The sequence below is a fragment of the Flavobacterium alkalisoli genome, from assembly GCF_008000935.1.
GTDB lineage: Bacteria > Bacteroidota > Bacteroidia > Flavobacteriales > Flavobacteriaceae > Flavobacterium > Flavobacterium alkalisoli.
In genome coordinates this window covers 1,418,982-1,444,189 of the sequence record NZ_CP042831.1, presented here as the reverse complement: position 1 = coordinate 1,444,189, position 25,208 = coordinate 1,418,982, and the positions used below count along the sequence as shown (strand labels likewise).

Here is a 25,208-nt window from a genome sequence, read left to right as displayed (position 1 = left end):
ACATTAAACCTAATTTTCTTACTACTTGTACTTACCAAAAAATGTGACTTAAGGGTAAAAGCAAGAGTTTTGAAGAAAGAAGATTTAATACAGTTAGTAGAAAAATATGCCGCAGATTCCTGTACGGCAGAAGAAAGAAATACCGTTGAGGCATACTTTAAAAATTTACAGGAAACCGGAGAAGATATTCCCGATTATTTATTAGATCAGAAAAGGGATCATATTTTCAACACCATAATTACACAAACAAACACCCCTAAGGTAAAAAAACTACCGGTATGGAAACAGGCTATGAAAGTAGCGGCTTCCATACTTATAATTGCTGCCCTTGCTTTATCATATAACTTATTTACAAAAGAAATTCCAACTATTACAGAGCTTGCAGCTAAGGGTGAAAAAAAGGAAGTGCTGCTGCATGACGGAAGTATAGTAGTATTAAACTCAAACAGCAGTATTACCTACCCTGAAAAATTTGGAAAAACAAGAGAAGTAATGCTTGAAGGTGAAGCTTATTTTAAAGTACACCGCAACACTCAGCAACCCTTTATTGTAAAAGCAGGCAAGGTAGATGTAAAAGTACTGGGTACATCATTCAACATTAATGCCTACGATACACTTAACACCAAAGTAAGCGTACTTACCGGAAAAGTACAGGTTACCGACCCAACCGGTAAAAAGGTATATCTGATTAAAGACCAGCAGGCAGAATACACCGAGAAAAAAGATTTTAAACTCTCTCAAGAAAACAGCAACGACGGTATAGCCTGGACACAAAACACCATAATGCTTAAAGAAACTACTCTTGGAGAAACAGCCCAAATACTGGAAAACTGGTACAACGTAACAATTCAGTTTGAAGATAAAGACCTTGAAAACCTTACCATATCAGGTAAGTTTAAAGACGAAAAGCTAGAGAACATACTGGAAAGTATTGCCTTCCTTAAACAGGTAAAAATTGATTACTTAACTAAAAACCAAATCATTATAAGAAGAAATACACACAATTAACCAATAAAAAACCCGCGTCTGCTGCAACAGATACGGGCACTTACTTAAAACAAAGACTACAAACAAAATCAAATTTATAGCCTATAGTAATGGATACTAAACTACAATTTTTTTTGAATCGAATATCAAATAAATTCTTTTATTTGTTTTGTGCCGTTTTAATGGCCGCAACCAGCTTTGCAGCTCCTGAAAAAGGACAGGAAATCAGCGAAAAACAAATCACTTTAAATCTTACAAATGCTTCGGTTACTGAAGTATTTACTGCAATTGAACAAAAAACAAATTTCACTTTTGTTTTTGATGAGAAAATATCAGGCACTAACCAACGCCTTAGCATAAAAGCTGTAAACGAAAGCGTTGAGCAGGTACTTAACAAAATTACACTTAAAACAGGTTTCCTTTTCAAGAAGATAAACAACACTATCACTGTTACTAAAAAAGATCAGCAGATGGTACGTGGTAAGGTAACCGATGAAACCGGTATACCATTACCTGGAGCTTCTGTACTTGAAAAAGGCACTACAAACAGTGTTACTACCGATATGGATGGTAATTTTACCATTACTGCTGCAAGCGGAGCTACGCTTGAGGTTTCTTTTATCGGTTATGAAACTGTTGAAATAACTGCCGATGCCAACAAGGAGCTTGTTATTACCCTTAACCCAACATCTAACGAACTTAATGAGGTGGTAGTAACTGCCTTGGGTATTAAAAGGGAAGAAAAACGCCTTGGTTTCGTACAACAGACAATCAAATCTGATCAGCTTGAAACAACAACTCCTAACAACTGGTCTTCTGCCCTTAAAGGTAAAGTTGCCGGTTTAAATATAATTTCATCAGGTTCAGGACCTCTTAACTCTCAAAACATTATCTTAAGAGGTAACAGGTCGTTAAACGTACAAAACAACAACGCACTTATCGTGGTTGACGGTGTACCGGTAAACCAATCGATGACAACATCAGGATCGTCATCTGCTTACATGGGTGAAGATTCACCTATCGATTACGGTAACGGTATATCAGAACTTAACCTTGATGATATTGAAAGCGTTACTGTACTAAAAGGTGCGGGTGCAGCTGCACTATATGGTACAAGAGCAGCAAACGGTGCGCTTATCATTACAACTAAATCAGGAAAGAAAAACAAAGGCCTTGGTGTAACATACAGCACAGGTGCTACATTTGATGTTATACAAAGATGGCCGGACTGGCAATACAAATACGGACAAGGTACCGGTAAATCATTTGATGCAGACGGAAACCCTTACTATTCTTATGGTGCTTCTGAAGACGGTAACAGTACAGGTGGTACAAGTAGTGCCTGGGGACCCGCTTTTAACGGACAATATTTCTTCCAGTACGACCCTACAGTAGAAGGACAGTCGCCGGAAAGAAAACTATGGCAGCCTTATGAAGATAACCGTAAGGATTTCTGGAGAACAGGTGTTACCCTTAACAACAACCTTACTGTACAGGGAGGTGATGATAAAGGTTCAATGAGACTTTCATTAGGCCACCAGAAAAACGAATGGATAATGCCTAACACAGGCTTTGAAAGGATTACTGCTGCTATTAATGCAAACTACCAGGTTTCTGAAAGAATTAAACTGGGAACATCTGTTAACTATAGCAACAGGGCAAGTGATAACCTGCCATCTACAGGTTACAATAACGGATCTATCGCTTACTTCATGATTTTCCAAAATCCTAACGTAGATCTTGACTGGTACCGACCAATATGGCAGGATGGACAGGAAAACCTACAGCAGATACACCCGTTCAGTTCTTATATAGACAACCCTTACCTAATTGCTTATGAAGCTACAAATACACTGGACAACGACCAGATTGTAGGTAACATTTATGCAAACCTAACGCTTACATCTAAGTTAGACCTATTATTACGTTCGGCTATTAACCAGTCTAACCAGATGAGAGAGCAAAAAAGGCCTTACAGCATCAACCGTTATGCAAAAGGTTTCTACAAACGTCAGGATATATTCAATCAGGAAGTTAATACTGACTTCTTACTTACTTACAAAGACAACTTTGCAAGCGACGTAATTTCATTCTCAGCTTCTGCCGGTGGTAACATGAGAAACCAAAAATACAGAAACATGGAAGCTGAAGTAGAAGGCCTTGTAGTACCGGATGTTTATAAGCTTACTAATGGTGTTAATGCTCCGCTTGTAAGAGCCGGTGACAGCAATAGAAAAGTAAACAGTTTATATGGTTTAGTAACATTAGGATACAAAGACATGATCTTTGTTGATGCTACGGCGCGTAACGACTGGTCTTCTACACTACCTGCACAATACAACTCATTCTTCTACCCATCGGTTAACACGAGCTTTGTATTATCGGAAATGTTTAACATGCCAAAAGCAATTGATTACTTAAAATACAGATTCTCTTATGCTCAGGTAGGTAACGACACAGATCCTTATAAAACACAAAAATATTATGGCAATAGTGATTTCCCAAGCTCGGCAATAGCACCTACAAGATTACATAACGATCATTTCAAGCCGGAAATTACTACAAGTTTCGAAACAGGTTTTGAGCTATTTATGCTTAACAAGCGCCTAACCCTTGACGCTACTGTTTATGAAAGTAACACTAAAAACCAGATTATTAACGTACCCCTTGATTACAGCACCGGATTTAACAGTGCAGTACTTAATGCAGGTAAGGTTAGAAACCGTGGTATAGAAATTATTTTAGGAGGCAAGATAGTTGACAATCCTAAATTTAAATGGCAGTCTACACTTAACTGGTCTCAAAACTGGAACAAGGTACTTTCGTTAGCAGAAGGTATTCAGGATCAGCAGGTAATTGGCGAAGGTGGAACAGCTTCTATAATTGCAAGAGTTGGTGGTACTACCACAGCAATCTACGGTTACGGATTTGTAAGATCTCCAGACGGGCAGATTGTTTATGACAATGCAGGTTTACCGGCTTACCCGGAAGAGATTCAGTACATAGGTGATGCAAGCCCTGAGTGGAAAGCAGGTTTAACTAACGTGTTTACTGTAGGTAACTTTACAGCCAGCGTTACTGTAGACGGTCAGTATGGTGGTATTATCTACTCACAAACACACCACAAATCTATGGAGCAGGGTAAACTAACCTCAACTTACTACGGAAGGGAAGATGGCTTCATAGTAGGTGAAGGTGTTGTACAAAATGCAGACGGAAGCTACTCTCCTAACACAACTCAGGCATTAACGCCAGACTGGTATGCACGTTACTACAGAAGAGCTAACATTGAGTCTAACTCATTTGATGCTTCATGGTTAAAATTAAGAGAAGTGAGCCTTGCTTACAACTTCCCTAAATCACTTATCAAAAACACCGGACTTAGTTCAGTACAGTTATCAGTATTCGGTAGAGACTTAGCAACTATTTCAGATTTTCCAATCTACGATCCTGAAACGGCAGCATTAAACGGAAGCTCATTATTACCGGGTATAGAAATGGGACAAATGCCATCTCCGGCTACATATGGCTTTAACTTAAAAGTGAATTTTTAATTTGATATGAAAATGAAAAAGATACAAATTTTAGCAGCAGGCCTTTCCTTACTTTTAATGAGTACTGCCTGTACAAGCGACTTTGAAGACGTAAACGAGAACCCTAACCTTATTGCAGAAATAAGCCCGGGCACTCTTTTAAACCCTATTATATACGGAATGTCAAGCCATTATGCGCTTCGCAGTTCTGATGTTACATTCAACCTGATGCAGGTAACAGTTCCTTTCCCTAGTGTTTCGGGAGGATTACACCGCTATGATGTTAGCCCTAACATAGGGAACTCTTCGTGGAGTAACTCATACAAATGGCTGGCTAACATAAGAGAAATGCGCATCGCAGCTGAAAAGACTGAAGATGAAAACTACATGGCTATTGCACTTACATTAAATGCATGGGTATACTCTAACCTTACCGACGTATTTGGACCTGTGCCAATGACTGAGGCTGTAAGAGCTGAAGAAGGTATCCTTTATCCTAAATATGATACGCAGGAGATGATTTATGAAACCATCCTTGCCGATCTTGAGGCTGCTAACGAGATGTACAACCTTGAGGAAGACATGGCTTATGCTCCGGATATCCTTTTCAACAACGATATCCTTAAATGGAAAAAGTTTACTAACTCACTACGTATGAGATTACTTTTAAGAATCTCTAACCGTACAGAGACTAATGCTTTCCAACAGCTTACAGCAATGATTAATAACCCTGAGCAATACCCTGTTTTTGAAACTAATGCAGAGTCGGCTATACTACAGGTTACAGGAGTTGGTGCAAACGTATCACCTTGGGGAAGACCACAGGATTTCAGACTTAACGTTAAGATGGCTTCTTTCTTTATTGACAACCTTAATAATTTTGAAGACCCAAGAAGACCGCTTATCGCTACAACAGGTACCGATCTTGACAATAACAACATTGGTTATATAGGTATACCTAGTGGCTATGCAGGAGCTGATTCTCAGTTTGAGTACAATGCCTCTACCCTACAGATAACTCCGGTTACTAACCCAATGCAGATTTTTATCCTTCCTTACTCTGAAGTAGAGTTTATAAAGGCTGAAATGGCACAAAGAGGTTATACAAGTGATGCACAGCTACACTATGAGAAAGGTGTAAAAGCAGCGATAGAACAACTTAAAGGAACAATGCCGGCAACTTATTTTGATAATGTTGCGGTACAGTACGATGGTACTTTAGAGCAGATAATGCTTCAAAAATACTACTCACTATACTTTGTAGATTATCAACAGTGGTTTGAATACAGAAGAACAGGCTTACCTCAGCTTCCTACAACATCGGCTATGCTTAACAATGCAGTAATGCCATCAAGATTTACATACCCAACCGATCAGCAACTGTACAACCTGTCTAACTATCAGGATGCAGTACAAATGATTGGTGACGACGATATCAACACCAAAGTTTGGTGGGATAATTAATAGATTCTAGCTAAAAAATGAAAAAACACATTGTTACTACAGGTATGCTGCTTTTTGCAGCATACCTATCTGCTCAAACCGTAAAAGGCGTAGTATATGAAGATGCTAACGGAAATGGGAAGAAAGACAAAAAAGAAGCAGGCATAGCAAACGTAGCCATAACTAACGGCCGCGATGTGGTGCTTACAAATAAAAACGGAGAGTATCAACTGGCCTTAAGTAATGACGATATTGTTTCGGTTATAAAACCTGCAGGATATAATGTCCCTGTAAATGCAGACAATCTGCCTCAGTTCTTTTATATCCATAAACCGGAAGGTTCTCCAAAAACAGAATTTGCAGGAGTTCAGCCAACAGGAAAATTACCTAAATCGGTAGATTTTGGCCTTACTAAAGCGCAGGAAAAGGAAACTTTTACAGCTCTTATTTTTGGCGACCCTCAGCCTTACAACCTTGAAGAGGTAGATTATTATGCAAGAGGTGTGGTAGCCGAAGTGATAAACTCTAAAAATGTTTCGTTCGGTTTAAGTATGGGAGACCTTGTAGGTAACGACCTTAGCCTTTTTAACCCTTATATACAGGCAACAAAAAAAGCAGGATTACCCTGGTACAACCTGTTAGGAAACCATGACCTTAACTTTGATGTTGAAAAGGATGAAATGGCTGATGAAACTTATGAAGCTCATTTTGGACCTGCCAACTATGCTTTTAACTATGGTAAAGTACACTTTATAGTACTGGATAATGTTATGTATCCGGACCCAAGGGATTCTAAAGGTTATTGGGGTGGCTTTAGAGAAGACCAGTTTCAGTTTATTGAGAACGACCTGAAACTTGTACCTAAAGACCATCTTATTGTATTAGCTTTCCATATCCCGATAAGCGAGCCGGATGCTCTTGATGACTCTTTCCGTGATGAAGACCGTAACAGGCTTTTCAAAGCATTAAAAGATTTCCCATATACCCTATCGCTTTCTGCCCATACCCATTTACAGCGTCAGGACTTTTTCAATAAAGGTGAAGGCGGATGGTTACAGGAAAAACCACACCACCATTATAATGTGGGTACAACATCGGGCGACTGGTATTCGGGCAAACTGGACGAAAAAGGCATTCCAATCTCTGTTATGAGGGATGGTACACCAAAAGGATATGCTTTTATTCACTTTAACGGAAACCAGTACACTATTGATTACAAAGCTGCCGGAAAACCTAAAGAGCACCAAATGGAGGTTTTTGCCCCTAAAGTAGTGGCAAAAGGTAAAAGAACCAAAGCGGGTGTTTTTGTAAACTTCTTTATGGGAAGTAAAAATGACAAGCTGGAATACCGTGTGGATGGCGGAGAGTGGAAACATATGGAGTACACCGAAACAGCCGACCCAAGTTATGTAGAGCTTGTTTATGAATGGGACCTTGCCGAAGAGCTTATGCCGGGACGACGTTCATCTGATCCGGTTGCGAGTACACACGTTTGGAGAGGAAACATTCCTGCTAACCTTGAGGCAGGAGAACATAAAATTGAAATTAAGGCCACCGATATGTTTGGCCAGATACATACAGCCGTAAAAAGCTACAGAATTGAAATGCCAAAATAATTATGAAACATCTTAAAGCATATTTAGCTATTACCCTTGCAGCAGGTATGATTGCCTGTAAAAGCGACAAGAAAACCGAAGAAGCTACTGAAACCGAAACTGCAAAAATTGAAGTTCAGGGACATAGGGGCGACCGTGGAAATTTCCCGGAAAACACTATTCCTGCTTTTTTAAGCGCAGTAAAAAAAGGTGCTGATGTACTGGAACTTGATGTGGTAATATCTAAAGACGGTAAAGTTGTGGTTTCTCACGAACCATTTATGTCATCTGTATATGTTACAACTCCTAAGGGCGATTCTATCACTAAGGAAAACGAGCGCAGTTATAACCTGCACCTGATGATGTATGACAGTATCAAAAAATTTGATACCGGTTCTAAAGGCAATAAAAACTTTCCGGAGCAGCAAAAGATGAATACTTATAAGCCATTGCTTTCCGAAATGATAGATACTGTGGAAAGCTATATTAAGGCTAACAATCTAAAACCTGTACGCTACAATATCGAAATAAAATCGGATGCAAAGGAATATGGCAACAGCCAACCACAACCTTCTGATTTTGTTGATATGGTAATGCAGGTTGTTAACGAGAAAGGTATAGCGGAAAGAATAAACATTCAGTCGTTTGACCCAACTCCGTTAAACATATTAAGAAAAAAGTATCCTCAAATAACCATTGCTTTTCTTACCGGAGAGCCGGGCATAGACAAAAACCTGTCGCAGCTGGATTTTGTCCCTGAAATTTACAGCCCGCATTATAATCTGGTAAACAAAGCTTTTACCGATTCTATAAAAGGAAAAAACATGCGCCTTATCCCATGGACAGTTAATAACCCTGAAGATATAGATCGTATGATTGAGCTTAAAGTAAACGGTATTATTACCGATTATCCGGAAAGAGTACTTAACAAGTTATAAAAATCGTTTCGTTGTGTTTAATTCAAAAAAACCCTCAAAGGCAGCCGCCGGAGAGGGTTTTTTCATTTTTATCGCTTAGTTGATTATGGCAGGTTAGCCACTATTTCTTCTACAGTTGCTCTTTCCCTGTAATTAGGGTTAAAGTGTTTGTAAACTATCTTCCCTCCTTTGTCAATAATAAATGTGGCTGGCACCGGCAATACAGCCTCACCTGTTGCGTTAGTTTGCGCTACAGATGCGTCAAGTTTTTCTTTAATCATTTCCTGATAGGTTTCGGTAACCTTAAAGTCAACATCAAAAGCCTTCATTATGCTGCCGTCAACATCAGAGATGGTCATAAAGTCCGTTTTGGTTTCTTCCTTGGTTTTGGCAACATTATCATAAGTTTCAGGAGTAATAATTACAAGCTTAGCCCCTTTAGCCTCAATTTCTTTTGCTTTTTGGGCAAACTCACCTAAATGCCTTACACATACAGGACACCAGTATGCCCTGTAAAACAACACCACTACAGGTTGATCTTTATACAAATCCTGCAACGCTATATTTTTCTTATCGGCAGTTGTCATGTTTATCTGCGGAGCCATATCTCCCACATTAAGCCCTTTTGGCAAATCGGAAGTATCCATACCAAAATCGGCATAAGCAATAGTATCTTTTACTTCTGCTGTCTGTTCGGTTGCCATCGGCTCATCAGTAGCTGCCTCTTTATTCTCTTTTTTACAGGCCACAACTGCACTAAGCAGCATAAAGCCGGCTAAAACTTTTTTCATTTGTATTGTTTTAAGATTGTACAATTGGTAAACTTAATCATTTTAATACTGTACGGCATGTTTTTAACACTATCAAAATAGTATATCAAAAACACAGTAAATCAAAAATCAACAAATGTTTTAGTTTTCATAAAACACATGGCGTCCCGCCCGAAAATCCTTAATTTTATAGCTTTTTACAATCACCCTATGAACGAACTTCACTTTGAAACCAGTCCGTATTTATTGCAGCACGCAAACAACCCCATTCACTGGAAAGCATGGAACGAACATGCACTGGCAAAAGCAAAGGATGAAAACAAGCTTATAATACTAAGCGTTGGATATTCTGCCTGCCACTGGTGTCATGTTATGGAACACGAAAGTTTTGAAGATAAGGAAGTGGCAAAGGTGATGAACGATCATTTTGTTTCCATAAAAGTAGATCGTGAAGAAAGGCCCGATGTAGATGCCATTTACATGAAAGCTGTGCAGATTATGACCGGCCAGGGTGGCTGGCCTATGAATGTAGTACTTTTACCCGATGGCAGGCCTGTTTGGGGAGGTACCTACTTTAGAAAAGAAAACTGGATTGCCTCTTTAGAACAATTACACCAACTTTACACCAATGACCCTGACAGGGTAACCGAATATGCCGGAAAATTACTAGAAGGGCTCAATGTAATAGGATTGGTGAATGTAAACGATAGCGGCTCCTTGCCCGAGCCTAACAACATTCGCCCGTTGGTTGAAAAATGGTCTAAAAGTTTCGATTGGGATTTTGGAGGTTATGCAAGGGCACCAAAATTCATGATGCCTAATAACTATCTATTCCTACAGCGTTATGGGTATCAGGCAAAATCGCAAGACCTGTTAGAATTTACCGACCTTACCCTTACAAGAATGGCTTACGGAGGTTTGTTTGACACGGTAGACGGAGGTTTTTCAAGATATTCGGTAGACATAAAATGGCATGTTCCCCATTTTGAAAAAATGCTGTATGACAACGGGCAACTGATGACTTTGTATGCTGAGGCCTACAAACGAACCAAAAACCCGCTATACAAAGAAGTAATAGAAAAAACCCATCACTTTATTAAAAAGGAACTTACCGATGCTAACGGTGCATTTTACAGTGCTCTTGACGCTGACAGCCCGGATATATTAGGCCATAAAGAAGAAGGTGCATTTTATGTTTGGGAAAAAGATGAATTAAAAGACATTTTGCGAGAAGACTTTGATGCTTTTGCCAAAGTATTTAACATAAACGAATTTGGTTTTTGGGAAAACGGAAAGTTTGTACTTATACAAATCGAGTCGGCAGAGAAACTGGCTCAGGAGCTTAACCTCTCAATAGAAGAATTCAGAGAAAAGAAGAAATCTTGGGAACAGCTGTTATATTCCGAAAGGGAGAAAAGGGTAAAACCCGGGCTGGATGACAAAACTCTTACCTCATGGAATGCCATTATGCTAAAGGGTTATGCCGATGCTTACAAAGCACTGGGCAAAGAGGAATATCTTGATGCCGCACGCAAAAATGCATTGTTTATTGCCGAACACCTTTGGCATGCCGACGGGCATTTGTGGCGCACCTATAAGGAAGGCAAAGCCAAGATAAAAGGATTCCTTGAAGACTATGCCCACACAGCACAGGCCTTTATTACTTATTATGAAGCTACATTGGATGAAAAATGGCTGCTTTATGCCAAACAGATTACTGATTACACACTGGAAAATTTCTATGACGAACAAAAGCAGTTTTTTGCCTACACCTCATTTAAGGAAGAAAAACTGGTAGCCCCACATTATGAAACCGAAGACAATGTAATACCAGCATCAAACTCGGTTATGGCAAATGTGCTTTATAAACTGAGCTTACTGTTTGACAATGGCTATTATGAAAAAGTTGCCCTACAGATGTTATATCATATAATACCTAATATGGACTACCCTTCTGCATTTTCAAACTGGCTTAATTTATGGATGGACTTATCTGCAGATAATAAAGAACTCGCAGTTTGCGGATCTGATGCCGTACAGGATATAAAAAATATAAACAGCGAATACCTGCCACATGTAATAACAGCAGGTTGTTTTGCCTCAAGCGAGATTCCTTTCCTCAAAAATCGCTTTGATAAAGAAAAGTCTCTGTTTTATATTTGTAAAAACAAAACCTGCGACCTGCCGCAAACATCAGCAAACGAAACATTAAATAACTTAAAATTATAATTTACTATGAAGGATTTTGAAGGATATTTTGACTGGTTTATAAATGTAGTATTACTTTATACACCTAAAGTCCTCGCAGCAATTGGTATTCTAATAGCTGGTATAGTTGGCATTAAACTTATAAAATTGTTGATTACCAGAATAATGAAAAAAAGAGAAATGGACCCTACTGCGGTTAAATTTCTTTTAGACATCCTTACGTGGGTGTTAAATATTATGCTCTTTGTAATTGTTATAGGCCAACTTGGGGTAGAGACATCTTCTTTTGTTGCAATACTGGGTGCTGCAGGTTTAGCTATAGGTTTATCATTGCAGGGATCACTTTCTAATTTTGCAGGCGGATTACTGATAATTATATTTAAACCTTTTAGAGCAGGAGATTATATCGAAGCACAAGGCGAAGGAGGGACCGTTAATGAAATACAGATTTTTGCAACAAAACTTACTACACCAAGCAACCAGGTAATTTATATTCCTAACGGGGCACTTTCTAATGGTAATATCCGAAACTTCTCTAAAGAACTTACCCGTCGTGGCGAAATAATAGTTGGTGCCGGCTACGGCAGTAACATGAAACATGTAAAAGACGTGTTAGCAAAAATAGTTGCCGATGAACCAAAGATATTAGACGAACCTGCTCCAATAATAAGGATTAAAGGATTAGCTGATAATTCCGTGAATTTTCAGTTATTAGTATGGGCAACCAACGATAATTACTGGCAAATGCTTTCTGACGTACAGGAAAATGTTAAAATACAATTTGATGCAGAAGGTATTGAAATACCTTTCCCTCAGCGAGATATAGTTATCAGAAATCTTGATAAAAAAAATCTGCCTTCTTAGATAATATATCGCAAATTATAACGTTAAAAAAACGCAGTATTAATAAAACGGCACATTGTTTGCCGTTTTATCTATTCTTAGAAAACAATATTGCATACTTTTGAACGCAATAAAAAAACTATTAAAATGAAATTAACTAAATTACTTGTAATCCCCGTATTATTTGCCACTGCTGCATTATCGGCGCAGCAGACTACTTACAACTACAGCGATGGACAGATTGGCGCTATTTACAGCAAAAAAGCTGCGAGCCAGCCTGCACAGGGCTCTCAATATTATAATGAGAAGTTTTTACCTGCAAAAGTTGATGATGCAAACGAAGTAAGCATGGTAAGATATAATGCTTATAGTGATGAAATTGAAGTTCAGGTTAACGATGAAATATTAGTTCTTCAACCTAAAGACAATCAAACCATAAAACTTTCAGGAGATAAAGGTATTTACAAATACGTTCAGTTTACAAACAAAGAGAATGTAAGCTCACAACGTTACCTTATACCGGTAAGTGAAAATGCAAAAGTAAATATCTACAAAAAGGAAAACATTTACCTACAGCCAGAAGAGCATCCTACTTCCGGATACGGTAGTTACAAAGCTCCTATGTACAAGAAAAAGGATCTTGAATACTACATTCAGCTAAACAATGGTGATATTGTTTATATGTCTACTAAAAAGAAAGATGTAGCAACTATTATTCCTGGTAAAGAAAAAGAAATCAAAGCCTTTATCAAAGAAAACAAAATAGATACTGAGGAAGACGAAGACCTAAAAACACTAGGGGCTTACCTAAACAGTCTGTTATAAAATAATTATTTGTTAACAATAAAGTCTTTCAAATAGAAAGGCTCGAAATAAGCGACATCAACAATGTCGCTTTTTTTGTACTTATCATTTGCTATAGCACACATTTGTTTAGCTGAAGGAAATAATATATCATCATGATAAACAAATTTATCATCGCTTAAGACCTCTTTACATTTAGCAGCTCCGTCACCTATTAAATGTAGTCTACCCTCCAGCTCACTAAAAGATTCAGGAGTTATTATCTCGGCTTTGGTTTCCCTTAGTTTGGAATAGTCACTACCAAAAACAGCAGTATAGGCTTCCATTCTTCGGGCATCAATTAAAGGCAGTATGTACTCCCCTTCAGCTACAACACTATTTCTTGCAAGTACTTCCATGGTATCAATGGCAATCAAGGGAATATTGAGAGCATAGCAAAGCCCTTTAGCAGCCGAAACTCCTATACGAAGCCCTGTATAAGAACCTGGCCCTTTACTAACGGCTATAGCATGCAAATCGTTTAGGCTACACCCTGCTTCTTCAATACACTCTCCAATAAAGATATGCAGCTTTTCTGCATGTAGATAACCATCAGCTGCTATTTCTCTTACAGCTGTTATTTCACCATTAAGTGAAAGCGCTACCGAACAATTTCTGGTAGCTGTTTCAATATTAAGTATCAAAGCCATTAACTTATCCTGATATTATTTTTTAGGTTTTGATTTTACTTTGTCTCCCGGGTTAAGTTCTTTAGACACCAATGTATAAGGCCCAGTAATAACTTCCTCTCCTTTTTTAAGACCTTTTACCACCTCTATATTAGTATCATCCTGTATACCTGTTGTAATAGGCCTTAAAACTGCTTTACCTCCTTCATTCACAAATACACATTCAAAACGCTCATCCAGCTTTCCTGTTTTTTGTTCCTTCTCTTTACGCTCCAACTCTTCAAGAACATCTTTTTTAGCAGAAGTTGTATCTGTTTTAATTACCACCGCACTAATAGGCACTGCCATTATATTTTCTTTGCGTTCAGTAATAATTTCAACTGTAGCAGTCATTCCCGGCCTAAATGGCGAGTAGTTAGACGGCTTACCTTTAGTCATATCTTCATACGACTCTTTAAGTATCCTTACCTTAACTTTGAAATTAGTAACCTGATCGGCCGTAAGCTCACTGCTTGCCGAATTTGATATACTTGTCACTACACCTTTAAATTCTCTTTTAAGGTAAGCATCAACTTCTATTTTGGCCTCGTCACCTATTTCAACTTTTACAATATCATTTTCATTAACATCAACCTCTACCTCCATATTGTTAAGGTTGGCCACCCTTAAAATTTCGGTACCGGCCATTTGCTGTGTACCCACAACTCGCTCTCCCAGTTCGGCGTCCAGCTTAGAGATTGTACCGTCAACCGGAGAATAAATGGTTGTCCTGTTAAGGTTATCACGCGCCTCACTTACAGTAGCACCTGCACTCTGTACATTAAAATAGGCCGATTGCTTGCTGGCAACAGCTACCTCATAAGCAGAAACAATCTTATCCCACTCCGACTTAGAGATTACACCTTTATTAAATAGTGCCTGATTCCTGTCGTAGTTTGCTTTAGCTTCCTTAAGCTGTGCTTCTGCCTGGCTCAACCCAGCCTTAGCTGTAGAAAGTGCCGCAGCGCTTCTGCTAACTCCGGACTCATATAAGTCAGGATTAATCCTTACCAGCAAGTCACCTTTTTTAATAGGTTGACCCTCTTTTATAGGAAGCTCAATAATTTCTCCCGATACTTCCGATGATATTTTAACTTCTATTTCAGGTTGTACTTTTCCGGTAGCCGAAACTGTTTCGGTAAGTGTTATCTGGCTTACTTTTTCGGTTTCAACCTCTTTACCTTCATCGTTATTACCTATCGTACCCGATTTTTTAAGCACAACAAGCAGCCCGACAATAAAAACAATTCCTCCTAATAAATAATATAGCGTTTTTTTAGACATAGTTTTAGTTTTGAGTAATTGGTATCCCGAAATAGAAATCTAATATTTTAATTTTAAAGATATAATCATATTTAGCCCTAAGCACTTCGCTTTGTGCATTAACCGAAAGTGTTTGTGCCTGGTTTAGGTCGAAAATATTTATAAGTCCTACCTCATAACGCTCCTTGGCATATTCTAAGGCCTGTGATCTTGCCTCTGCCGCTGAAACAGCCGCTTCATAAGCTTTTTGTGCCCCCTGTACATCAGTATAGGCAGTATATACATTACGCTGAAGGTCCAGTTCCTGTCTTTCGTAAGCTATTTTAGATCTCTCTAATGCTATTTTAGATTTTCTTAAATTGTTTCTCGTAGCAAACCCATTAAATATAGGGATGTTTAACTGAAATCCGAAAGAGTGACCTTTGTTATCCCAAAACTGATTCCAAAATGGCGGAGGCGTAATACTTACCACCTGACCGTTTTCAAAAGAAGAATAATCGGCATAGGTTACCCTGGTGTTCAAATTATAAAAACCGGTAAGTGTAGGCTGGTAAGCGGCTCTTGCAATTTTCACATCCTGTTCAGCGATTTCAAGATTAGCTTTAGCGATTTTTATCTCTGTACGAAGGTCTCTTGCCTTGTTATAAACCTCCATTGGAGTATTAAGCATCACCTCGGGCTCGCCCAAATCATATTCCTCATCGGCAATATCAAATTTCCAGAACTCCTCAAGCTGTAGTAACTGCGCAAGGCTTAGCTTGGAAATCAACAACTGGTTTTCCGACTGAATAACCTTTTGCCTGTCGGCAGCTACGGTTGCCTGAATATCTAAAAGATCACCTCTTGGCACCATGCCACCATCAACCAGGTCTTCAGTACGCTCTGCCTGATCAAGGTCTACCTGCAGCTGTTCCTTTTGCACTTTAAGGTTCTCTTTATTAAAAAGCACCTCTAAAAAAGCATTAGCAACATTAAGTGACACATCTTCCTGCATTTTAACCAACTGGTACTGGCTCGCTACAAGAGCCATTTTTTGCCTGCGGTATTGCTTTTGATTTTGAAGCCCTTTATACAAATCTACCCCCGCACTCAATCCTGCATTGGTAAACTGCGTAGTTTGCTGCTCTAAGATTCCGGTAATACTTTGTGTTAAACCTATATTCCAAAAATGGCTTGCATTGGCATTTACGTTAGGTAAAAAATTCCCGTAAGCATCACTCTTATTCACTTCGGCAAGCTGGGCATCCAGCTCAGCCTCCCTGATGGATATGTTATGCTGAAGTGCATAATTTACACACTCTTCTAAAGTCCACTTTTTCTCCTGAGCTTTAGAAGTTAAGGCTGAAAACAATAGGATTAATAATAAGGCTGTTCTAAAGTTGGTTTTCATCGGCGTAAATAATACGGGTTTTACAAAGGTATTTATTTTCTGCAAAGAAAATAACCTTATTCACTATAGTTTTAGTCGATTAAGAACGTAAAAAGTTACAATTTTAGCATTAATTTTGCGCTAAAATTTTCAACAAACCATGAAAAAGTTGTTTGCCTTAAGCACATTGGTAATTATATTGTCGGGATGTTCCACCGCTAAGCGTATTGAAGCCTTAAAACCCGAACCCTCTACAAACACTCCTGCTGTTTACCAAACAACTACTTCGTTTGTAAACATGCCGGTAACCATATCGGTTAGCGATATAGAAAACCAGCTAAACAAATTCTTTACCGGACTTATTTATGAAGACAACAACATAAATGATGATGACATAACCCTTAAAATATGGAAAACCGCCCCTATTAAGTTTACCGAACAAAAAGGCAGACTACAATCTATCTTACCCATAAAAATAAGCGCAAAGGTAAAATACGGCACAACAGCACTGGGTGTATCACTTAAAGATGTAAGGGATTTTGACCTAAATGCCATTGTAACCCTCGACAGCAAAGTAGGCCTTAAGAACTGGAAACTATCAACAGTTACAACACTGGAAAGCCTTAAATGGCAGGAAAGCCCCACCACTACAATCGCAGGACAAAAAGTAGCCATTACCTATCTTATAAACCCTGCGGTAAAACTGTTTAAATCGAAAATAGAACAGATGCTGGATGATGCCATTGCCAATACTACCGATTTTAAACCACAGGTATTGGATGCGCTTCAAAAAATAAGCACTCCATTCCTATCTAACGAACAGTATGAAGCATGGTTTATGCTTACTCCCGTTGAGTTATATGTAACCGATGCCGTATTATCAAAAAAACAAATTACAATGGACATGGGGCTTAAATGTACCATGCAAACCATAATAGGTCAAAAACCCGTAAGCACTTTTAAAAAGGATAATGTAGTACTAAAGGCAGTAAGCAAAATGCCGGATAAGATTAATGTAGTGGTTGCCGGTATATCTACCTATGAGAATGCCTCAAAAATAATGACCAAGAACTTTCAGGGACAGGAATTTGGTTCCGGCAGCAGAAAAGTCCTTGTAAATAAAGTTGACCTTTGGCATAAGGATGGCAAAATGATAATAGCCCTTAATATGTCGGGCAGTATTAACGGTACTGTTTACCTGTCAGGGTACCCTAGCTACAATGCCACTACAAAAGAAATTTATTTTGACAAGCTGGATTATGTACTCGACACAAAAAGCGTACTAATGAAAACCGCCAACTGGCTTGCAGAAGGTACAGTACTAAGAAAAATACAGGAAAACTGCCGTTATAGTATAACAGAAAATCTGGAAGAGGGTAAAAAGAGCCTTAGTCCTTACCTAAACAACTACTCCCCTATGACAGGAATATTTGTAAACGGCAACTTAAATGATTTTGAGTTCGACAAGATCGAACTCACCGACAATGCCATAATAGCCTTTATAAAAACTTCGGGTAAGATGGATATAAAAATAGACGGCCTTAAGTAGCCGTCTATTTTTATATTATTCTGTAGTATTTGTTGTTTTCTTTTTTCTTAACCGGTAAACCGCATAACCTACAAGACCAACCAACAGGTACGGAAAAATCATTAAGTATACAATTCCGTCATTCACTGCTTCCGGCTTAATTCCTCCGTCACTGCTCTCGAGCGATGCCCTGCACATAGCACACTGTGCATTTGCCTGCACTGACAGCAGCAGAGCAAAAAACACAATCCCGAAATTTATAACTCTCTTACTCATCAAACATCTTTTTAGTAGTTATAATAAGGCGATATCATAAGATACACTATAACTCCTGTAACAGCTACATAAAGCCATAACGGGTAAGTAATGCGCGCTAACTTTTTATGTCTGTAAAAACTCTTTGAAAGCGCCCTTACATAAGTAAGCAATACCAATGGTATTATTATTATGGAAAGCGCAATATGAAACAGTAATATGAACAGGTAAATGTATCTTGAAAAACCAACCTTATTCTGTTCTGAAAGTTCCAGCACACCATTATGGTTAAAGTCACCAAATACTGTAGAATCAGCCGTCATATGATAAGCCACATACATAGCCAGAAACAGGCATGAAAGGGTAATAGCAAACTTCATAAGATTTTCATGAAGTTTCAGCTTACCTCTTCTTACCGCCATAACCGCCGTAATTAAAACTACTGCCGTAAGCCCATTGATTCCCGCATATATAGGAGGTAAAAAATAAAGAGGCTCTACATCAAAACCTAAATCTTTAAGCTTAATCCCAAAAAGGATTGCTACAACCACCGGAATGGCAACAGACAGGACAATAATCCAAACCCTGTATTTCTTCTCAATGCTTTCTGATGTTACTGTCTCCATATTATTCTTCTAATAATTTTTCAATATCCTCTTTAATCTCTTTTACACCAGTTTCTGCAGTCCCGTCATAATACATTATAGGATTACCGTATTGGTCTTTCCTGCAACGGATATTACCTTCCTTATCCACAAGTGCAAAAAGCCCCGAATGTTCAAATCCACCCGGTGCATTCTTGTTTTGGCCTGCATAAACATTAAAACCTGTATTGGCCAGATTATAAATATAGTCTCTGTCTCCGGTTAAAAAATGCCAATTGTAATGTTTTACCCCTAATGCTTCGGCATGTTTTTTTAAAACCTCAGTAGTATCATATTCCGGATTAATAGTTATAGAAGCAATACCAAACTCTGGATTACCATAAAACTTATCCTGCAGTTTAAGCATATTCTGATTCATAACAGGACAAATGGTAGGGCAGGTAGAGAAGAAGAACTCAACAACATATACCTTGCCCTTATAATCCTTATCGGTAATCTTTTTGTTGTCCTGATCTGTAAGTTCAAAAGACGGCACCGGACCAACCTCAAACAAATCTGACCTTTTAAAACGGTTGCCTATTTCTTTTACGGCCCATATACCAAAAACCAGGACTATAAATGATATACCTATATATGAATATTTATTTTTCATTGTAATTAGATTTTTCTCTTCACTCCTTTACCCTCATTTCTCTTTAGGGCAAGCCTATATTCTCTTAAAAGGATTTTTACATCATCGGTCATTTCATTATGAAGCTCGGAAGCCGAAAAAGTATTGTATCCGTCTATCATATCCTTGCCTTTTCCTTTCTTACCTTCACCATTACGTCCCCTAAGGTCTCTTTTTTTATCTATGATATAAACATAAAATGAACCTAAATCGGCATCAAGGGGCTGAGCTGTTTGTAATGAGCTATGAAATGATGCTATCTGTTCCGGATCTGCAAACAAAAATTTCCATTTAGAAAGATCGCTCATAACCTTCAGGTCACTTATTACCTTTTCAACCTGCTCATCGCTGCCTTTAGGAACAAGCATTACCATTTGAAAATCATCAAACTCTTCGTACTTGTTTGCAATTTTCTGGTTAAGATTAAAAAGGCTTTCTTTTCTTTTAAGTATATCACTCCCCGGAAAGCCAACAATCGAAATTTTGTTTTCAAGTAAAACAGGCTCACCGCTTAATGATGTTCCCGCGGGAAGCTCATCCACATTTTTTACCAGTACAGATAAATAAAGTGAATTATGCTTAACCATTGAAAAATAAATGTAGGCAGTAATAGGAAGTATAAGCAGACTTATAAGGACAATCTTTTTTTTCATATCAGGAAGTTTCCGGGTACAAAATTAAAAAAAGGCGGTTGAAAAACCGCCTTTTTTATAGTTAATATGTGTATTAGAAGATCCATTTATATTGAGATCCCTTGAACACATCAAATACATAATTACCTTCTATAAGTAAGATGAACACTAAATAGATAATTAAAAATACCAGTGGGGCTACAATAGACCATCTTAGGTTCGCCTTCTCTCCTTCAAGGTGCATGAAGGCCCACATGATATAATAAGCTTTTGCTACAGTTAGTATTATAAATATCCAGTTCAATAAATGCATATTGAAAAGGTCTGTTTTATATAAGAAATCCGGTTTTGCAATACCTAATGCAACCTCTACAACAGTGATTACAGACAGTAAACCAAAAACAAACCAAATTCTTTTTGTATTAGATTCGTGAGTATGTGCCATGATAATTATACTTTTTTACTATTAAACAAGATAGAAGAATGTAAATACAAACACCCAAACTAAGTCTACAAAGTGCCAGTAAAGACCTACTTTCTCAACCATCTCATAACTTCTTCTCTTCTCATAAGTACCTAAAATAACATTAAGGAAGATAAGAACATTAATCATTACCCCAGAGAATACGTGGAAACCGTGGGAAACCTGTAATAAAGAAGAAGAAATCAGCAAAAAGTTTATGACCGTATTCGTTTCTTTCCAGGTTAGCACCTTCAACCACAATTTGAGCGTCTTTCATTCTTACTAAAGACTCCTCTCTTGAAAGTACAGTTTTATGTTTATCCTTAATCATTTCAGTTCTCACTAAAATTTCAGGATGAGCTTCAAAACCTTTAACAACTTCATCTAAACTAACAGATGGTAAATCAGACGACTCTTCAAACCAAATACCATTGCTTCTGGTATTGTTAACTCTGTCTGTTTCTAAATGAGCCGCAAAATCAGCAAGCTTAACTCTTTCATAGCTACCGTCTTCTACTTTAGTTACAAACTGAAGTATAGCACCACCTTTAGTCTCTATAGCTCCGTACTCACCTTTAATGAAGTTTTTCCACTCCCAAGCCTGAGAACCAAGGAATATAAAACCACCTACAATTGTAAGAAGCATGTAAACAGCAACTTTAGTCTTTTTCATTTGATGACCTGCATCAACTGCCAGCACCATAGTTACTGAAGAGAAAATTAGGATAAATGTCATGAATGCCACATAGTACATCGGCGCATCAACACCGTGCATAAAAGGGAAGTGATTAAACACTTCGTCGGCTATTGGCCATGTTTCAATAAATTTAAATCTTGAAAAACCGTACGCCGCAAGGAATCCTGAGAAAGTTAAAGCATCTGATACGATGAAAAACCACATCATCATCTTGCCATAACTCGCACCCATAGGCTCATTACCGCCGTCCCATGTCTTACCTGTAGTAGCTGTTGAAGTAACTGTCGCTGCCATAAAAGTTAGTTAATTATAAAAAGTTTCCAAATTTACATTTTTTTTCATTAATAGAAATATAAAAACAAAAACAAGTAAATCCACAAAATATCCAAAAAGTGCCAAAACATCGCACCTAACTCTATACCAAGGGTTTGAGAGGGATTGTATTTTTGTTTAAAATGATTATAAATTACCACTAAAAGCACAATAAGCCCCGCAAAAAGGTGAACTAAATGCACTATAGTAACTATATAAACAAAAGAGGTAGTCACCGTACTCTCACTTCCGGTAAAAAAATACCCGCTTTCTATTATTTCCTGAAAACCGTTAAACTGGCAAAAAACAAAGGCAACGCCCAGCGCCAGTGTAGCCAGCAATAACATCCCGGCAGTTTTATTATCACCTTTTTTTACAAAGGTTTTAGCAAAATGAAAAGTAAAGCTGCTTATCACTATAACAACAGTGCTTATTATAAACGCATCCGGAAGTTTAAATGTATTTAGCCAATCCGGCCTTGAAGCACTAACCACATAAGCACTGGTTAAACCGGCAAAAGTCATAAACATGCTTATCATTGCAAACCAAAGAAGCATTTTTTTAGACCTAGCATTTCTTAGCTCATGCTCCTGAAGTGACATTTTCTCTACCATAATCATTATCGGATAAATTTATCTAGTACATATATAACCTGTAAAAGCGAAATATATGATACACTAACCAACATTAGTTTTCGGGCAGCAGGCCCATCCATTTTATTATAAAGCTTAACAGCATAAACCAGCATCCATATACCTACCAGCAACACAACAACAGCAGACACATAACTTAATTTAAGCTCGCCTGTCAATCCTGTTACCGGAAGCAGCGAAGCCAGTATTAGCCAAATTGTATAAAGTATGGTATATAAAGCCGTCTTCTTATCTTTTTTACGGGTAGGCAACATAAAGAAACCTGCCTTTTTATAATCGTCATACAAAAACCAGCCAATAGCCCAAAAGTGAGGGAACTGCCAAAAGAACTGAATCATAAAAAGTGTACCCGCCTCAATTCCAAAATTATTTGTTGCAGCAACCCATCCTAACATGAACGGTATGGCACCGGGAAAAGCACCAACAAAAACTGCAAGCGGGGTTTTGGTTTTTAACGGAGTGTAAATACTGGTATAAAGAAAAATTGATATAGCTCCAAACATTGCTGTTTTTGGATTAATGCTATACAAAATAGCTATACCCGCAACCGTTAAGGCACAACCTACATAAAAAGCATTTTTTACTGAAATCTTTCCGGATGGAACAGGCCTGTTTTTAGTCCTGTCCATAAGGGAGTCCAGATCTTTTTCTATAATCTGGTTAAAAACATTAGAAGCGCCTACCATACAGTAACCACCTATACCAAGCAACATAAAAGTAACCCAACTAAACGGATACTCATCAGAAACACCTAATAAATATCCTGCCATAGAAGAAAAAACTACACTTATTGCGAGCCTCGCCTTAGTAATTGCTGTAAAGTCTGCAAATAAGGTCTTAACTGAAACTGTTTTTTCTGAAGCGTCCAAAGTAATTTTCATTGTTATCAAAAACTGGCGCAAAGATACTTGAAAAACCAATAAACATCAAAAAAAAAGTCCTGAGTATTAATAACTCAGGACTTTTAACTTATCAATTGAAAAATTTATACGCTAATTATGAAAAACAACTGATATATATGACCCCATATCTACCCAAGAAGCATAAGTTTGACATGGAGCATCGTTACATTGAGATATACATTGACTACATGGAGCATAATTATAATAACCATTACCATTAGTAAATGTATAACATACATTATTATCAGACACAAAAGCTCCACATGCACATTTTAAAGGATCATATCTAACATATTCCCATTGCGCCAGTCCATACATACCTGTAGCCTGTGCATTTGTATATGTAGTACCACCTAGCTGCCACATATTAGAAGGCGCACTATTAAAACTGTTTAAAGAAACTGAAGTACCAGCCAAAAGAGTTAAGGTAGTACTAACTTTAGTAGCACAACCTGGCATCTGACTTCCGGTAGCCTCAATATAAATACTCGCCGAAATACTTGTCATGTTCTGTATGTAGATTGGTTTTTGAGCATAACCTATTAAACTCAAAAGCAGAAGCAATGTTAAAAATATCTTTTTCATAAGTATTACCTAATTAAATTGTTTTTGACTTTCTTTTAAATAAATATCCATTGCATATTTCACAATATCTGCATCATTAGAACACAGTTTGTCTAATTCCGTTTGCGAAATACCAGTAGCATAAATAAGAGCGCGGGCTTCATCAATAAGTAAGCTTACGTTACGGTTTATTGACTCTTCTTTACTCAAAGAAAAATCATGTGGTAATTTTGCAGAAACCAAAATAGCTTCTCTAAATGCTTTTAATTCTAAAGATACATCTGCAGCATCTTCTGCATAAGCTACAGATTCTTCTTTTTCACAGGAAGTTAGCATAGCTGCCCCCCCCATTAAGACACCTGTCATTAAAAGTAACGACAGCTTTAAATGAATTTTCTTCATATTAATAATTTTTTAGTTAGATACTTAAATCTAACCAAAAAAAATTAACGTTAAAAAAAATCAAATTAATTAAACATTTACACAGCAAAATGTTAAAAAGAACAAAATACCTATTTTTTTTCATACCCAACGCAACCTTTTCATATAAACATGCATCTATATAGATATACGACTGAACAGTTTCTCACAGTCTGTATGAAAAGGAAAATTGGGAAAATTTGCTATGAAAAAAGAAGGCCTTCTATAACGGAAGGCTTTTTTTTATTTCTTAAACCGGAAAATACATAAGGTATTAAAACAAATAATCCCGCTTTAGCGGGATTATAATTATTCTTTATTTCTATTTAGTTGCCATATTACAAGAGTCCCTAAAAATGCACCCAATGTATTAGCAGCTATATCAGAAAAGTCAAAACTTCTTGTAAGAGTAAAAAACTTTTGAAATATTTCTATAAGCACTCCGTAAAAAACAGCACCAAGAAAAACGTAAAGCCTTAATTTCCTCTTATTGTTAAGATGCTTTAAAGAAATATTCCATAAAAGCACCAGCACAAAATAAAAAGTAAAATGAACTATCTTGTCTTTATAAGGTATCGGAAATCTTTCAAAACTACTAAAAGTATTAGCAGTAATAAGGCAGAATACTGCAATAAGCAACATCCACAAAACCGCACCCCAAAGAGCTTTATTATGCGCCAATTAACTCTTTATATTGTTCGCTATCCAGCAGTTCACTTACCTCGTCCATGTTAGCGATTTTTACTTTAATCATCCAACCGTCGCCATAAGCATCAGTATTTACTGTTTCAGGAGCCGTTTCAAGAGCTTCATTAAACTCAACAATTTCACCTGATAAAGGTAAAAACAGGTCAGATACTGTTTTAACAGCTTCAACTGTACCAAAAACTTCATCTTTATCAAGAGTCTGGTCTAGGGTCTCAACTTCTACATAAACAATATCACCAAGTTCTTTTTGAGCAAAATCTGTAATACCTACAGTAGCTACGTCACCTTCTATTTTAACCCACTCGTGGTCTTTTGTGTACTTTAAATTTGCCGGAATATTCATGTTCGTTTATATTTTTA

General features: G+C 37.6%; 24 protein-coding genes and 1 pseudogene. 9 read left to right on the top strand and 16 right to left on the bottom strand.

Annotated elements, in window-relative coordinates:
- Positions 1-69: 69 nt before the first annotated feature.
- The 5 genes from FUA48_RS06370 (at position 70) to FUA48_RS06350 (ending at position 8,496) form a co-directional block, all read left to right on the top strand.
- Positions 70-1,008: a FecR family protein gene (locus tag FUA48_RS06370; RefSeq protein WP_147582766.1), complete on the top strand. Its 939-nt coding sequence runs from the start codon at positions 70-72 to the stop codon at positions 1,006-1,008.
- 89 nt (positions 1,009-1,097) lie between these two features.
- Positions 1,098-4,541 (top strand): SusC/RagA family TonB-linked outer membrane protein, encoded by a 3,444-nt coding sequence (locus FUA48_RS06365; protein WP_147582765.1) that lies wholly within the window; start codon positions 1,098-1,100, stop codon positions 4,539-4,541.
- 12 nt (positions 4,542-4,553) lie between these two features.
- Positions 4,554-5,984, top strand: a complete 1,431-nt coding sequence (locus tag FUA48_RS06360) for a SusD/RagB family nutrient-binding outer membrane lipoprotein (RefSeq protein WP_147582764.1) — start codon at positions 4,554-4,556, stop codon at positions 5,982-5,984.
- A gap of 17 nt (positions 5,985-6,001) precedes the next feature.
- Complete coding sequence (locus FUA48_RS06355) at positions 6,002-7,579, top strand: calcineurin-like phosphoesterase C-terminal domain-containing protein (protein ID WP_147582763.1); 1,578 nt, start codon at positions 6,002-6,004, stop codon at positions 7,577-7,579.
- Positions 7,580-7,581: 2 nt separating this feature from the next.
- Positions 7,582-8,496: a glycerophosphodiester phosphodiesterase family protein gene (locus FUA48_RS06350; protein WP_147582762.1), complete on the top strand. Its 915-nt coding sequence runs from the start codon at positions 7,582-7,584 to the stop codon at positions 8,494-8,496.
- An 83-nt stretch (positions 8,497-8,579) separates the two neighbouring features.
- Here the strand turns inward: FUA48_RS06350 and FUA48_RS06345 are convergent, their stop codons facing one another.
- On the bottom strand, positions 8,580-9,266 hold the full coding sequence (locus FUA48_RS06345) for a peroxiredoxin-like family protein (RefSeq protein ID WP_147582761.1): 687 nt from the start codon (positions 9,264-9,266) through the stop codon (positions 8,580-8,582).
- A 189-nt stretch (positions 9,267-9,455) separates the two neighbouring features.
- On the opposite strand from FUA48_RS06345, the gene FUA48_RS06340 reads away from it, so the two are divergent.
- The 3 genes from FUA48_RS06340 to FUA48_RS06330 all read left to right on the top strand — a co-directional run bounded on the left by FUA48_RS06340 (position 9,456) and on the right by FUA48_RS06330 (position 13,121).
- Positions 9,456-11,474, top strand: coding sequence for a thioredoxin domain-containing protein (locus tag FUA48_RS06340; protein ID WP_147582760.1), 2,019 nt, complete (start codon positions 9,456-9,458; stop codon positions 11,472-11,474).
- Between the two features lie 6 nt (positions 11,475-11,480).
- Positions 11,481-12,317, top strand: coding sequence for a mechanosensitive ion channel family protein (locus tag FUA48_RS06335; RefSeq protein ID WP_147582759.1), 837 nt, complete (start codon positions 11,481-11,483; stop codon positions 12,315-12,317).
- A 126-nt stretch (positions 12,318-12,443) separates the two neighbouring features.
- Complete coding sequence (locus FUA48_RS06330; RefSeq protein WP_147582758.1) at positions 12,444-13,121, top strand: hypothetical protein; 678 nt, start codon at positions 12,444-12,446, stop codon at positions 13,119-13,121.
- A gap of 5 nt (positions 13,122-13,126) precedes the next feature.
- Here the strand turns inward: FUA48_RS06330 and tsaB are convergent, their stop codons facing one another.
- Genes tsaB through FUA48_RS06315 form a run of 3 tightly spaced genes read right to left on the bottom strand, consistent with a single transcriptional unit; the run spans position 13,127 to position 16,460 of the window.
- Entirely contained in the window at positions 13,127-13,789 is a 663-nt protein-coding gene (gene tsaB / locus FUA48_RS06325; RefSeq protein ID WP_147582757.1) for a tRNA (adenosine(37)-N6)-threonylcarbamoyltransferase complex dimerization subunit type 1 TsaB, read from the bottom strand.
- Positions 13,790-13,804: 15 nt separating this feature from the next.
- Positions 13,805-15,091 carry an efflux RND transporter periplasmic adaptor subunit gene (locus tag FUA48_RS06320; protein ID WP_147582756.1) on the bottom strand — a complete coding sequence of 429 codons (1,287 nt, stop codon included), beginning with the start codon at positions 15,089-15,091 and terminating at the stop codon, positions 13,805-13,807.
- A gap of 4 nt (positions 15,092-15,095) precedes the next feature.
- Complete coding sequence (locus tag FUA48_RS06315) at positions 15,096-16,460, bottom strand: TolC family protein (protein ID WP_147582755.1); 1,365 nt, start codon at positions 16,458-16,460, stop codon at positions 15,096-15,098.
- A 139-nt stretch (positions 16,461-16,599) separates the two neighbouring features.
- On the opposite strand from FUA48_RS06315, the gene FUA48_RS06310 reads away from it, so the two are divergent.
- Positions 16,600-17,988 carry a DUF4403 family protein gene (locus tag FUA48_RS06310; protein ID WP_147582754.1) on the top strand — a complete coding sequence of 463 codons (1,389 nt, stop codon included), beginning with the start codon at positions 16,600-16,602 and terminating at the stop codon, positions 17,986-17,988.
- Between the two features lie 15 nt (positions 17,989-18,003).
- Here the strand turns inward: FUA48_RS06310 and FUA48_RS06305 are convergent, their stop codons facing one another.
- The 12 genes and pseudogenes from FUA48_RS06305 to gcvH form a co-directional block, all read right to left on the bottom strand.
- Positions 18,004-18,243: a hypothetical protein gene (locus FUA48_RS06305; RefSeq protein WP_147582753.1), complete on the bottom strand. Its 240-nt coding sequence runs from the start codon at positions 18,241-18,243 to the stop codon at positions 18,004-18,006.
- Between the two features lie 11 nt (positions 18,244-18,254).
- Positions 18,255-18,848 carry a DUF420 domain-containing protein gene (locus FUA48_RS06300; protein WP_147582752.1) on the bottom strand — a complete coding sequence of 198 codons (594 nt, stop codon included), beginning with the start codon at positions 18,846-18,848 and terminating at the stop codon, positions 18,255-18,257.
- Between the two features lies 1 nt (position 18,849).
- Entirely contained in the window at positions 18,850-19,479 is a 630-nt protein-coding gene (locus FUA48_RS06295; RefSeq protein WP_147582751.1) for an SCO family protein, read from the bottom strand.
- Positions 19,480-19,484: 5 nt separating this feature from the next.
- Positions 19,485-20,150 carry a hypothetical protein gene (locus FUA48_RS06290; RefSeq protein WP_147582750.1) on the bottom strand — a complete coding sequence of 222 codons (666 nt, stop codon included), beginning with the start codon at positions 20,148-20,150 and terminating at the stop codon, positions 19,485-19,487.
- Positions 20,151-20,223: 73 nt separating this feature from the next.
- A complete protein-coding gene (locus FUA48_RS06285) occupies positions 20,224-20,574 on the bottom strand; it encodes a cytochrome C oxidase subunit IV family protein (protein WP_147582749.1) in 351 nt (116 codons plus the stop codon).
- 21 nt (positions 20,575-20,595) lie between these two features.
- Positions 20,596-21,583 (bottom strand): annotated as a pseudogene (locus tag FUA48_RS06280) (cytochrome c oxidase subunit 3).
- 47 nt (positions 21,584-21,630) lie between these two features.
- Positions 21,631-22,215 (bottom strand): cytochrome c oxidase subunit 3, encoded by a 585-nt coding sequence (locus FUA48_RS06275; RefSeq protein WP_240732551.1) that lies wholly within the window; start codon positions 22,213-22,215, stop codon positions 21,631-21,633.
- Positions 22,216-22,220: 5 nt separating this feature from the next.
- Positions 22,221-23,123 (bottom strand): heme o synthase, encoded by a 903-nt coding sequence (gene cyoE, locus FUA48_RS06270; RefSeq protein WP_205729448.1) that lies wholly within the window; start codon positions 23,121-23,123, stop codon positions 22,221-22,223.
- Positions 23,124-23,246: 123 nt separating this feature from the next.
- Positions 23,247-23,741: a hypothetical protein gene (locus FUA48_RS06265; protein ID WP_147582747.1), complete on the bottom strand. Its 495-nt coding sequence runs from the start codon at positions 23,739-23,741 to the stop codon at positions 23,247-23,249.
- 9 nt (positions 23,742-23,750) lie between these two features.
- Positions 23,751-24,122 (bottom strand): hypothetical protein, encoded by a 372-nt coding sequence (locus FUA48_RS06260; protein WP_147582746.1) that lies wholly within the window; start codon positions 24,120-24,122, stop codon positions 23,751-23,753.
- A 327-nt stretch (positions 24,123-24,449) separates the two neighbouring features.
- Positions 24,450-24,821 carry a VanZ family protein gene (locus tag FUA48_RS06255; RefSeq protein ID WP_147582745.1) on the bottom strand — a complete coding sequence of 124 codons (372 nt, stop codon included), beginning with the start codon at positions 24,819-24,821 and terminating at the stop codon, positions 24,450-24,452.
- The gene (gcvH, locus tag FUA48_RS06250; RefSeq protein ID WP_147582744.1) at positions 24,811-25,191 is read right to left on the bottom strand and encodes a glycine cleavage system protein GcvH; all 381 of its coding nucleotides are present in this window, start codon (positions 25,189-25,191) and stop codon (positions 24,811-24,813) included. The genes FUA48_RS06255 and gcvH overlap by 11 nt, the downstream gene beginning before the upstream one ends.
- Between the last annotated feature and the right edge of the window lie 17 nt (positions 25,192-25,208).